The sequence below is a fragment of the Geomonas sp. Red276 genome (assembly GCF_054784495.1).
Window position 1 is genome coordinate 23,199 of record NZ_BLXW01000002.1, and the last position, 12,386, is coordinate 35,584.

Below are 12,386 nucleotides of genomic sequence, written 5' to 3' on the forward strand. Positions count from 1 at the left end.
TAATTGGGGGCTCTTACCAGATGTAATCCTTGGCGATCTCGCGCTTGTCGCGGCCGTAGAGGATGTGGAAGACGCGGAGCTTCTTGAGCGCCACGGGGGAGAGGCTCCCCAGCGGCAGGTAGATGATCCGCTTCCCGATCCGTGAGGCCCACTGCTTGAGGTAGCTCCGCGGGGGGCGGGCCGCCACGTAGATGACGTCCTTCTCCACCGAGTAGTCGAGCGCCGCCAGCAGGAGGACTTCGGCCTTGTCGCGTGCCCCCTGGTAGTCGCGGTCGCTCCAAACGTCGCTCATCCGCCGCGGCGGATAACTCAAGAGAAACCCGCCATACTCGCAGCGCGAGATCCCCGGCCCCACGATGTTGCCGGCGGGGGGCGTTGCGTAGAAGGCCATGTCCGATTCCTGCGCGTGCTCACCCAGCCAGGTCATGCAGTAGGGAAACTTCTCCCCCTCCCGGTCGTCCTCAAAGATCACCACCACCGATCCGACCCCGCCCCTCACCCGCTGGTGCTCGCGCACGTAGATCTTCTTCTCGTGCAGGTTCCTGATGGTCTCCCGCATGTCGATCCCGTCCAGCATGGAGGCGGTGAACGGCTCGCATCTGCTCTGCTCCTCGCTCAGCTGGCGGGCCACGATCTTCTTGAGGTTGCGGCCGTAGTCCTCGATGATCAGGTCCTCCGGCGGATACGAGCAGATGGAGGGATTGTCGAAGCCGTCCAGCCACTCGCCGGGGGTGCGCTCCTTCTTCCTCTTGTTCATCCGCAGGCCGTTACGTCCCTTGCCGCGCTGCTGCTCCCGCGGGCGGAAGCGGATGCGCCGGGTGGCGGACCAGAGATCGGCAGCGGTGAGCCGCAGGGTAGGAACGTCGGTAGCCTCCTTTTGCCAGGGATAGAAGGCCGCCAGCCGGAAGAAGGCGTAGGCGAAGTTGTCGTCCAGGCAGCCGCGGGCGGCGGCCAGCATCTGGAAGAGGTCGGGCAAAAGCGCCTGCGAGACGAGGGCGTAGTTGCGGGCGAACTTGAAGAAGGCGCGTTTTTGCCAGTGGTGGACCTTCTCGCCGGTTTCCTGGCGGTAGTGCCGGGCGGCCTCCATGAAAAGCCGCAGCATCGCCCGCTGCCGGTCGGTCATCTCCTCTTCTTCACCGACCCGCCGGCTGCTCCGCTGGACCGATTCGTGGAGCGCCTCTTCCTCGGACTGGGTCTCCTTTCCTCCCAGGATCAGCTCCATGGCGTTGTAGCTCTTCCGAAGCGACGGCCCGGGAAGGGGCTCGGGAGGAAGCGGCGAGCGCCGGGTCTCGTAGAGGGCGGAGAGGAAGGGATACTCGGCCAGCACCTCGTGGCAGCATTCGGGGTGGAGGTTCCAGATGGAGACCCCCTCCCTCCTCGTGCGGGAGAGCTGTTGCGCCTGCGGGCGGCCGAACAATTCGCGGATCCGCTCCAGGTGGGCCATCCCGCAGATGAAGAGGACCCGCTCGTGGCTCGCCGAGAGCTGCTGCAGGCGGAAGGCCATCCCGCTTTCCCGGCGCCGGTCCTCGTCGGCGGGTGCGATGGAGCGGTACATGGCGGCCACCTCCCGGTAAAAGGGGGCCAGGCCGATCCGCTGCACGGCGTAGGAGTCCGGGAGCTGTTCGTTGTAGGAGGGATAGCTGTCGAGGTCGACATCGACCAGGTGCAGGGGGGCACCCCGCTCGATGGCCAGCCGGGCTCCCTCGATGAGGGGATCGGCCGGTTCGATGATCAGGAAGACGGACTGCTCCCCGACCTGGTAGGAGAGCACCGACAGTTCGGGCAGCCGGCGGATCCCCCTGACGAAGGGGGTCTCCAGGGTCTGGGGGAGCTCGATGGCGACGCAGTCCGGCCTCACACGGTCGAAGGCCTCCCGCACCAGGTGGGCAAACTCCATCCGGTAGTGGAGGATCGGCAGGGCGTGGACGTTGCCGAATCGTTCCAGGTGCAGTCGGTGGGACATGGGCGGGATCTCCGGGGGGCTAGCGGAGGTAGCGGAGCGCCTCTTCGCCGAGGATCCGTTCCACGGCGAGCGGGAGGAGGTCGCGGGGATCCTGGTCGTTGGCCGCCATCATCTTCAGCGCATAGCGGGCGATGTTGATCCCGTCCCGGACCGAGTACGGCTCGTCGGCGGCGTGGCCGCGCTGGAGGAAATCGACCACGTAGCGCAGGATCGAGCTGCTCGCGAAGGGGAGGTTCTCCTTCAGGATGGTGAGCTCCTCCTCGGCCTCGGGGAAGTCGATGTAGAGCTGCGGCTGCAGCCGGGAGTGGATGTACTCGGGGACCTCGAAGGTGGAGGAGTCCTCGTTCATGGTGACCACGATCCGGAAGTCGGGATGGGCGGAGATCCTCACCCCGGTGATGATCGACTCGACGTAGCGGCGGTCGTCCAAAAGCGGTGCCAGCGAGGCCCAGGCCTTTTCGCTCATCCGGTTTCCCTCGTCGAGGATCAGCACCCCGCCCTTGATCATGGCGGAGACGAGAGACGAGGCGGAGTACTGGATGGTGCCGTCGGGACCGATTACCGGGGTGACGATCAGGTCCTCCGGCCGGGTGTCCATGGTGGCCTGGAAGAGGTAGACCTTTCTCCCGAGCCGTTTGGCGGCCGCGTAGCCCAAGGTAGTCTTGCCGACCCCGGGCTTGCCGATCAGGCGCGGGTTGAAGGGGATGTCCCTCTCGTCGATGACCATCCAGGCGGCGAGAAGCTGCTTCAGGAGTTCGTCGTTACCGACCCAGTTGAGCGGGAGCTCGATCGGGCTGGCGAGGGTCAGCGATATGTTGTCGATGGTGACTCGTTCCATGGGTGAGGCTCCGGTGTCAGGTGTTCATCTCGTGGCAGTACATCATGGATAGCCGGGCGCGGTTCTCCAGGCAGCTCTGGCAGAGCTCGCCGGCGTCCTTCCAGAACTCCCCAGCCAGCCACTCCCCCGCCTCTCCGTAGAGCGACCGCGGCTCGTTCTCGTCGAATTCGTTTTTGCAGATGGTGCAGGTTTTCATCGGGCGACCGCTTTTTTCACCAGGTCGGCCAGGCACTGCAGGAACAGCGGGGAATCATTGAGCGATTCCGAACGGATGAAACGCTCGATGCCGAGCTCTTTGGCCTCGTCGCCGTACTGGATGTCGATCTCGTAGAGGGTCTCGATGTGGTCGGAGACGAAGGAGAGCGGCACCATCAGGAGCTCCTTCCGGTTGGAGATGGCCAGCCGTTTGATGGTCTCCTCCGTCGAGGGCTCCAGCCACTTGACCTTGCTCGCCTTGGACTGGAAGCAGAGGTGGTGGCTGCGCATGCCGATCCTTTCCATCACCAGGCGGATGGTGGCCTGGATGTGGTCCAGGTAGGGGTCCCCCTCGTCGATGAAGGATTGGGGGAGGGAGTGGGCGGAGAAGACGATCTCGGCCTTGGACGGGTCGGGGAACCGGGTGAGCGCCTGGTTGATCTTCTCGGCCAGCGCCTCGATGTAGAGCGGGTGGTCGTAGAAGCGGTCCACGGTGATGAGGTCGAACTTGTGGCCGGAGGCCTTCAGGACCCGCTGCAGTTCGTTCATGCTCGACCCGGTGGTGGCCTTGGAGTAGTGCGGGTAGAGCGACACCGCCACGATCCGGCTGATCCCTTCCTTCTTGATGGCGGCCAGGGCCTCCAGCGTGGAGGGGCGGGAGTAGCGCATGGCGACGAAGGAGCGGTAGCCCTCTCCCATGAGCTTCTGGAGACCCTCCCCCTGGGCGTTGGTGAGCTCCCGGATCGGGGACTTGCCGCCGATCTGCCGGTAGTACTCGGCTACCTTGGGGGCGCGTTTCTTGACGATCCGCCGGGCGATGAAAGGCTGAAGGAAGGAAGGACCTATCTTGATGATGTCGCGGTCGGTAAACAGGTTCATCAGGAAAGGTTCCACCGCAGGGATGGAGTCAGGGCCCCCCATCTGGAGCAGGAGCAGAGCAGTGGTGTCCGACATGAGACCTCCGGTGTGTCATTGTGGTGTCGAATGTAGCAGAAAATTCCTGAGAAAAGAACTGGTTTATGCCAGTTGCAAAGGGGGCGGGAGTAGATATTATTGGGCAATGCTAATAATTATGAGCGCGCTGCAGGCGTCTCAAACAGGGAAAGGAGATTGCCATGATTACCCAGAAACAGGTTCCCCAAGTACGAAGCCTGGCTCGGTATGGCTGGGTCCCCGACATTCCGGACTTTCGAGACAAGATGTACGGCGCCGTCCGTCCCATTCCGGCCACCCTTCCCACCAAGGTGGATCTCCGGTCCCACTGCTCGCCGATCGAGGACCAGGGGGAGCTCGGAAGCTGTACCGCCAACGCGCTGGTCGGTGCCCTCGAGTACCTGGAGCTCAAGGAGTGCAAGCCCAACGAAAAGCATAAGTACACCAACCTGAGCCGGCTCTTCCTCTACTACAACGAACGGGTCATCGAGGGGACCGTCGCCACCGATTCGGGGGCCATGCTCCGCGACGGGATCAAGACGCTGGCCAAGCAGGGGGTCTGCACGGAGACCAACTGGCCCTACAGCGTGGCCAACTTCACCAAGAAGCCCCCCAAGGGATGCTACCAGGAGGGTGAGAAACACCAGATCCTGAGCTACGCACGCCTGAATACCCTGGACGAGATACGGGCTACCCTGGCGGAGGGGTTCCCCTTCGTCTTCGGCTTTTCCGTCTACGAGAGCTTCGAGTCGCAGGCGGTGGCGAAGACCGGCGTGATTAACATGCCGGAGGCGGGTGAGAAGCAGCTGGGGGGGCACGCGGTGCTGGCTGTCGGATACGACGACGCGAGCAAGCGGGCCATCGTGCGGAACTCGTGGGGGACCGGCTGGGGGCAGAAGGGATACTTCACCATGCCGTACGCCTACCTGCAGGACCGCAACCTCTCCGACGACTTCTGGACCATTCGCCGCTGCGAGCAGCTCTGACGCGGAGGTTTCTACCCCATCCTCACCCCCGCCCCCTCTGAAGGCCGCGGTCCTAGGGTGGGCACCCCGTGCCCACGCGGTTTCGAAAAGAGATGGTGGGCAGGGGGCTGCCCACCCTACCAAACCGACGGCGGATGGAGGTTAGCGATAAAAAAAGGGACGGCGCCGCCCGGGCACCGTCCCTTTTTCTACCTTTGACCGAGGTAGCGCTCTCACGCCACCCCGTGCTTTCTCAGGTGTGCTCCGTAGCGAAGATCCGACCCCTTGATGTGGTTGATCAGCCAGTCGTGGAGGAAATCGATGACCTCGTGGGTCAGCACGGTCTCTCCCGAATTGACCTTCTCCTGGAGGGCGAGGGCGGTCTTCACCAGATCCTGGTGCTGCCTGACATGCACCTCCTGCTCGGGATACCCGGTCCGCCGGAAGGCCTCCTCCTCCGCGGCGAAGTGGGTGCCGGTGTAGGAGATCAGCCTATTGAGCACCGAGGCGATGGTGTCCTTGCTCCGCTTTTCCTGCATGGCGCGGCTGAGTTCGTTGACCATGCCGAAGAGGGCCTTGTGCTGCTCGTCCATGCTGTGGATGGTGGTGCTGAAGCTTTCGTCCCAGATCAGGGCGTCGGAAAGCATGAAGTGGGAGACCATCTCGTGCAGATCGTCCACCTGTTCGGCCAGTCTGGCGGTTGCCGCCTTGGTTCCCCGGGCATTTTCCACGTTGGTGTGGACCACGGTGGTGATCAGCTGGATGTTGCTCGTTATCTCGTGGGTGGTTGCGGTCTGCTCCTCGGCGGCGGTGGCTATCTGGCTGATCTGCATGGTCAGGTCGTTGATCATCGCGAGGATCTCGGCCAGGGCCTCGCCGGAGCGGCCGGTCTCGGTGGTTCCCCGGTTGACCTGGTCGACCCCTTCGCCCATCGAGCCCACCGCGTTCCTGGTCTCGGCCTGGATGGACTTGATCATGGCGTCGATCTCCCGGGTGGCGCGGGTGGTCCGCTCGGCCAGGGCGCGCACCTCGTCGGCCACCACCGCGAATCCGCGGCCGCTTTCCCCCGCGCGGGCGGCCTCGATGGCGGCGTTCAGGGCGAGAAGGTTGGTCTGGTCGGCGATGTCCTCGATGGTCCCGGCGATCTCCCCGATCTGGTCGGAGCGTTCACCCAACCCTTCGACGGTCACCGAGGCGGCCATCACCCGCTGGGAGATGGCCTGCATCAGGCGTGCACTGCTGCTGACGATTTCGACCCCGGAGGTGGTGCGGTCGGTGACCTTGTGGGCGTTTTCGGCGGCATAGAGGCAGTTGCGGGCGATGTCGCTCGATGTGGCGGACATCTCCTCGCTGGCGGTGGCGATGGTGCTCGCCTGCATGGCAACGTCCTCGGCGGCGGTCGCCATCGCGTCGTTGGTAGAGCTCACCATGGCCACCGAGTCCCGCACGAGGTCGGTCACCGCGAAGAACTTGTGCATGGTCTGGTTCCAGTCCTTCATCATCAAGTTGTAGGCCCGCCCGAGCCTGGCAACCTCGCGGTTCCCCTCCGCCTTTACCCGGTACGATAGATCTCCTTGCGATGCCCTGTCCAGTGCAACGGCCATCTCTCCCAGCACCTCCACCGTCGGACGGAGCAGGGCCCGCCAGACCAGCGAGGAGACGGCGAGTATCGCGGCCGCAGCCAAAAAGAGTGCGGGGAGATTGGTCCCTTTACCGGCGAGCGCGGCCGCGGCAAGGGTGACGATTACGACGAAGGCGTTGACAACGTAGATGCGGGAGGCGAAAGACATGACACGTTCTCCTGAATAATTGCATTATCAGTAATCTGTCGATGGAGAGGCATGTCTAATATAATCGACATCGATCTTGCCAACTTGAGTGAATTTTCTCGTAATCATAATAGGTTACATTATGGTAACGATTCACTGACAAAGCGGATGGCAAGCGGTGAGGACGCGCGCGAGTTGGCAGGCCAGGCCCATGAACGGTAAACTGGTGGGCCTGACCTCATGAGGAATCGGTGGAGGTCCCGGTGGATTACCAGGAGGACGGGTAGATCCGGGCGGAAGCGGTCTGTTTGACTCGGGCAGGATGGGGGGATACTTGCCGGGGACGAACCTCATCGGAACGGGCTGGTTTGGCTTTTATCCCTCTTTCCTTGGCCCGGACGGTAGGTTCATTGGACATGGCGAGACCGCAGGAAAGGATGATGGCCGCCATTATGAGTTTTTCGGGTAATCTCCTCACCGCCAACCGTTTCATAGCAAACCTCCGTATGAGGATCAGGGACAGTCGGTGGAAATCGTATGAGAAAACACATGTGCGTATTTTAATATCAAAAAAGACGAAGTCAAGCACTTTGGTGGAAAGAGTGACAGGAATTTTTACGAAGTCTTGTCTTTGGCGGATTTATTGGAGTATGCCGAGTTTTTTGCCGAGCCGGGTGAAGGTTTCCAGTCCGCAATCGAGGTCCTGGCGGGAGTGGCCGGCGCTCAGCATGACCCGGATACGGGCCTTCCCCTGCGGAACGGTGGGGAAGCCGATCGGCATGGCGAATACACCGGGGTCGCTTTCGAAGAGAGCCCGGGAGAAGGTGCGGCAGAGGGTGGCGTCGCCGACCATGATCGGGGTGATGGGGGTGACGCTGGCACCGGTGTCGAAGCCGGCGGCCTTCATCGCCTCCTTGAAGTAGCGGGTGTTTTCCCACAGTGTATCGACGAGGGAGGTTCCCTCCTCGAGGACGTCCACGGCGGCCAGGCAGGCGGCGGTGTCGGCGGCGGTGACCGCGCTGGAGAAGAGGAAAGGGCGGGCCTTCTGGCGGATCCAGTCGATCAGGATCTTTTTACCGGCGATGACCCCGCCGACCACGCCGAATGCCTTGGAAAGGGTGCCGACCTCGAGGTCGAACTTGCCGTTAAGGCCGAAGTGGTCCACGATGCCGCGCCCGCCGTGGCCTACCACCCCCTCGCCGTGGGCGTCGTCGACCATGGTCATGATTCCGTGCTGTTCGCAAAGCTCGAAAAGCCGGTCCAGGGGCGCCATGTCGCCATCCATCGAGAAGACGCCGTCGGTCACCAGCAAGGCGCGCCGATGGTGGCCGAGGTTTTCGTGGATCTTGCGGGCGAAATCGGCGACGTCGCAGTGTTCGTAAACCACCACCTTCGCGGAGGAGAGGCGGCAGCCGTCGATGATGCTCGCGTGGTTGAGACGGTCGGTGAAGATGACGTCCTCCTTGCCGGCCAGGGCGGGTATCGCGGCCTGGTTGGCGCAGAAACCGGACTGGACGTAGAGGGCATCCTCGACCCCCTTGAAGGCGGCCAGCCGCCGCTCGAGGGTGCGGTGCAGCTCGAGGGTGCCGGCGATGCTCCTGACCGCGGCCGGCCCCGCTCCCCACTGGTCGAGAGCGGCCTGGGCGGCAGTTTTCAGGCGGGGATCGTTGGCCAGGCCGAGGTAGTTATTGGTGCTGAAGTTGAGCACCCGCTTGCCGTCCACGATCATCCAGGGGCCGCAGGCCGAGCCGATGGTGCGGATGTCGATCCTCAGCCCCTGCTTCTCCAGGTCGGCCAGCTCATCCTCGATCCAGGCGAATTTTTCGTCCATTTCTTCACTCCTTTCCGGCTCTGCTCTTCAATTGCGGCTGTCATCCCTCTCCCCCCGGGAGAGGGGCAGCGGTGAGGGAGGATTTCTACCCCTCCCGATGAATGAGATGGTATTGCCTGGTGCGCTACCGACCTATTCCTCGACCCAGTCGAGCAGGACCTTTCCTGCCTGGCCGGTCCCCATGATCCGGAAGGCCTCCTCGAACTCCGCGTAAGGCATCCGGTGGGTGATGATGGGGGCCAGCTCGAGACCGGTCTTGATGAGCGACTGCATCAGGTACCAGGTCTCGTACATCTCCCGGCCGTAGATCCCCTTGATGGTCAGCATGTTGAAGATGACCTCGTTCCAGTCGATGGCGAGCTCGTCGGAGGGTAGCCCGAGCATGGCGATCTTGCCGCCGTGGCACATGTTGTGGAGCATCTCCTTGAAGGCCTCAGGGCTCCCGGACATCTCCATGCCGACGTCGAACCCCTCCTTCATCCCGAGTTCCTGCCGCACCTCGGTCAAGGTCCGCTCCTTCACATTGACGGCCGCCGTGGCACCCATCCGTTTGGCCAGCGAGAGGCGGTAGGGGTTGGTGTCGGTGGTCACCACGTAGCGGGCGCCAGCGTGGCGGGCGATGGCGGTAGCCATGATGCCGATGGGGCCGGCCCCGGTGATCAGCACGTCCTCGCCGAGCACCGGAAAGGTGAGGGCGGTGTGAGTGGCGTTGCCGAAGGGGTCGAAGATGGCGAGGGTATCCATCGGGATGGTGGGGTCGGCGTGCCAGACGTTGGTGACCGGGATGCAGATGTACTCGGCGAAGGCGCCGGGGCGGTTGACGCCGACCGCGTTGGTGTCCTTGCAGAGGTGGCGCCGGCCGGCCAGGCAGTTGCGGCAGCGGCCGCAGACGATGTGACCTTCGCCGGAGACCACGTCGCCCAGGTTGAGGTCCGCGACGTTGCTCCCCATGGCGGCCACCCGCCCGACGAACTCGTGGCCGATCACCATCGGGACCGGGATGGTCTTCTGCGCCCAGCTGTTCCAGTCCCAGATGTGGAGGTCGGTGCCGCAGATCGAAGTCTTGTGGACCTTGATGAGGACGTCGTTGATGCCGACCTCGGGAACCGGTACCTCGTCGAGCCACAGCCCGGGCCTGGCGAACTTTTTCACCAAGGCTTTCATGGTCTTCTGCATCTCCCCCCCCTTTCGCCGACGCTGGTTGCGTGGGCCCCAGGAAAAATTGTTACCCGCTTCTTGCGTCCTGTAAATACCCGCCCCTCCAGAAGGGTGAGTTGGGGAGTCTAAAGGTCTCACAACCTAGAACATAGAACATAGAACATAGAACATAGAACCAACTTGCATAGAACGTAGAACTTGCTTAGTGGTACCATGGTGTGGGGGTGTAAATCCACGCAAAGGAGAACCGATATGAGCGAAACCGAAAGCTGCACGAAACCGGGCGAGCACAAGGCTCACATGTGCCAGCTCAGGGCGGAGGGGAAGTTGGAGGAAATCGACCGGCACTCCAAGGACCCGAAATTCACCTGTAACCGTTGCGGGGCCGAGGCCGACGAGGCCGATTACCTCTGCCAGCCGCGTGAACTGTAGATCGTAACGATCCAATAGTTGCACCGGGAGGCGGCCCAGAGGTCGCCTTCACTGTTTCAGATCCCGTTAAGAGGGAAAGCAGTCACGTCGGCACATCCCCTGAGAGAGTGGGAATTATGTGCTAAGCTATTGGCATCACCGTTTTTGCTTCACCTCGGTACCAGTTCCAGCTTGAGAGTGGGAGGAAGTAATGGATCTGCGAAAGACTCATTCGGTAGTGCTCAACGAAGGCGACCCGGAAGCCAAGCGGGCTGAGATACTTGAGTATTTTCACGCGACTTATGACGTCCACGAGCGGCTCTATGAGACTCTCAAGGAAGACGCCACCTTCTACTTGCGGGCGGACCGTTTGCGCCACCCGCTGATCTTCTATCTCGGTCACACCGCCGCCTTCTTCGTCAACAAGCTCATTATCGCCCGCCAGATCGAAAGCCGCATCAACCCGCGCTTCGAGTCGCTTTTCGCCGTCGGGGTGGACGAGATGTCGTGGGACGACCTCGATTCCACGCACTACGACTGGCCGAGCGTGTCGCAGGTGAAGGAGTTCAGGAACAAGGTGCGCCAGATGGTCGACGGGCTGATCCGGACCATGCCGCTGACTCTCCCGATCGCCTGGGAGGATCCCTTCTGGGCGATCGTGATGGGGATCGAGCACGAGAGGATCCACCTCGAGACTTCCTCGGTGCTGATCCGCCAGCTCCCCATCGACCAGGTGAAGCGCCACCCCTTCTGGGAAATCTGCCGGGACGCGGGGCTCCCTCCCGAGAACGCGATGGTGCCGGTCTCCGGCGGGAAGGTGCAGCTTGGGAAGGGGGATGACCATCCCCTCTACGGCTGGGACAACGAGTACGGCCACCGCGAGACCGCCCTGAACGGCTTCTCCGCCTCCAAGTACCTGGTGTCCAACAAGGAATTCCTCTCCTTCGTGGAGGCGGGAGGGTATCGGGAGCAGAAGTGGTGGACCGAGGAGGGATGGGCCTGGCGGAACTTCAAGCAGGCCAACTTCCCCCTGTTCTGGGTGCGCAGGGAAGAGGGGTGGGGGCTGAGGACCATGCTGGAGGTGATCGATCTCCCGTGGAACTGGCCGGTGGAAGTGAACTACCTGGAGGCGAAGGCCTTCTGCAACTGGCTGGCGGCCAAAAACGGCAAGGCGATACGGCTCCCGACCGAGGACGAATGGTACCGGATGCGGGACCTGACCGGGCTTCCCGACCCGCAGGGGTGGCAGCAGGCGCCCGGCAACATCAACCTCGAGTACTGGTCCTCATCCTGCCCGGTGGACCGCTTCCCCTTTGGGGAGCTCTACGACGTCCTGGGGAACGTCTGGCAGTGGACGGAGACGGCGATCTACCCGTTCCAGGGGTTCAAGATCCATCCCTGGTACGACGATTTCTCCACCCCGACCTTCGACACCCGCCACAACCTCATCAAGGGGGGATCCTGGATCTCCACCGGCAACGAGGCCACCAGGGAGTCGCGCTACGCCTTCCGGCGCCACTTCTTCCAGCATGCGGGCTTTCGGTACGTGGAAAGCGACAACCCGGTCGAGCAGCACGAAAACCAGTACGAGACCGACGCCCTGACCGCCCAGTACTGCGATGCCCATTACGGCCCCGAACACTTCGGCGTCCCCAATTTCCCCAAGGCCTGCGCCGAGATCTGCCTGGAGCTGACCAAGGGGAGGGCGCACGGGACGGCGCTCGACGTGGGGTGCGCGGTGGGACGCGCCTCATTCGAACTCGCGGCCGGCTTCGACCAGGTGACCGGCCTCGACTTCTCGAGCCGCTTCTTCAGGCTGGCGGCCGGGATGCAGCAGGAAGGGTACCTGCGCTACGCCCTGGAAGAGGAGGGTGAGATCCTCAGTTACCATGAGCTTTCGCTGGCGGAAATCGGGTTGGAGCGGTTGAGGGACAAGGTCCAGTTCTACCAGGCGGACGCCTGCAACCTCCCCGACAAGTTCACCGGCTACGACCTGGTGCTGGCGGCCAATCTTCTCGACCGGCTCTACTGTCCGCGGAGGTTTTTGAACGAGATCCGCGGGCGGATTAATCCGGGGGGGCTGCTGGTGATCGTCTCGCCGTATTCGTGGGCGGAGGATTTCGCCAAGAAAGAGGAATGGTTGGGGGGCTACCGCGAGGCCGGGGAACCGGTGTACACCATCGACGGCCTGAAGGCCGCCCTCTCACCGTACTTCACCATGCTCGGCGAGCCGAGAGACCTTGAGTTCGTGATCCGGGAGACCAGAAGGAAGTTCCAGCACAGCGTAGCTGAAGTAACCGTTTGGGAGCTTAAGTAGGAGGCC

General features: G+C 62.8%; 10 protein-coding genes. 3 read left to right on the forward strand and 7 right to left on the reverse strand.

All coding sequences use genetic code 11. The annotated features are described in order from the left end of the window. Window positions 1-13: 13 nt before the first annotated feature. Genes ACYVL5_RS02130 through hemH form a run of 4 tightly spaced genes read right to left on the reverse strand, consistent with a single transcriptional unit; the run spans window position 14 to window position 3,950 of the window. Complete coding sequence (locus ACYVL5_RS02130) at window positions 14-1,963, reverse strand: TraB/GumN family protein (protein WP_460593901.1); 1,950 nt, start codon at window positions 1,961-1,963, stop codon at window positions 14-16. 19 nt (window positions 1,964-1,982) lie between these two features. Then, the gene (locus ACYVL5_RS02135) at window positions 1,983-2,801 is read right to left on the reverse strand and encodes an AAA family ATPase (protein WP_460593902.1); all 819 of its coding nucleotides are present in this window, start codon (window positions 2,799-2,801) and stop codon (window positions 1,983-1,985) included. 16 nt (window positions 2,802-2,817) lie between these two features. Continuing rightward, window positions 2,818-2,997: a hypothetical protein gene (locus ACYVL5_RS02140; RefSeq protein WP_460593903.1), complete on the reverse strand. Its 180-nt coding sequence runs from the start codon at window positions 2,995-2,997 to the stop codon at window positions 2,818-2,820. Then, window positions 2,994-3,950 (reverse strand): ferrochelatase, encoded by a 957-nt coding sequence (hemH, locus tag ACYVL5_RS02145; RefSeq protein ID WP_460593904.1) that lies wholly within the window; start codon window positions 3,948-3,950, stop codon window positions 2,994-2,996. The genes ACYVL5_RS02140 and hemH overlap by 4 nt, the downstream gene beginning before the upstream one ends. A 161-nt stretch (window positions 3,951-4,111) precedes the next feature. Between hemH and ACYVL5_RS02150 the strand changes: the two genes are divergently transcribed. Further along, complete coding sequence (locus tag ACYVL5_RS02150; RefSeq protein ID WP_460593905.1) at window positions 4,112-4,915, forward strand: C1 family peptidase; 804 nt, start codon at window positions 4,112-4,114, stop codon at window positions 4,913-4,915. Between the two features lie 212 nt (window positions 4,916-5,127). Here the strand turns inward: ACYVL5_RS02150 and ACYVL5_RS02155 are convergent, their stop codons facing one another. From ACYVL5_RS02155 to tdh, 3 genes are all read right to left on the reverse strand, one after another. Next, entirely contained in the window at window positions 5,128-6,684 is a 1,557-nt protein-coding gene (locus tag ACYVL5_RS02155) for a bacteriohemerythrin (protein WP_460593906.1), read from the reverse strand. Between the two features lie 619 nt (window positions 6,685-7,303). Continuing rightward, on the reverse strand, window positions 7,304-8,494 hold the full coding sequence (locus tag ACYVL5_RS02160; protein WP_460593907.1) for an aminotransferase class I/II-fold pyridoxal phosphate-dependent enzyme: 1,191 nt from the start codon (window positions 8,492-8,494) through the stop codon (window positions 7,304-7,306). Between the two features lie 132 nt (window positions 8,495-8,626). Further along, window positions 8,627-9,670, reverse strand: a complete 1,044-nt coding sequence (gene tdh / locus ACYVL5_RS02165) for an L-threonine 3-dehydrogenase (protein WP_460593908.1) — start codon at window positions 9,668-9,670, stop codon at window positions 8,627-8,629. A 234-nt stretch (window positions 9,671-9,904) separates the two neighbouring features. Here tdh and ACYVL5_RS02170 point away from each other — a divergent pair, with 234 nt between their 5' ends. Together ACYVL5_RS02170 and ovoA are read left to right on the forward strand one after the other, a co-directional pair. Next, a complete protein-coding gene (locus ACYVL5_RS02170) occupies window positions 9,905-10,084 on the forward strand; it encodes a hypothetical protein (RefSeq protein ID WP_460593909.1) in 180 nt (59 codons plus the stop codon). A gap of 190 nt (window positions 10,085-10,274) precedes the next feature. Then, entirely contained in the window at window positions 10,275-12,380 is a 2,106-nt protein-coding gene (gene ovoA, locus ACYVL5_RS02175; RefSeq protein ID WP_460593910.1) for a bifunctional 5-histidylcysteine sulfoxide synthase/4-mercaptohistidine N1-methyltransferase, read from the forward strand. The last annotated feature ends 6 nt before the right edge of the window (window positions 12,381-12,386 follow it).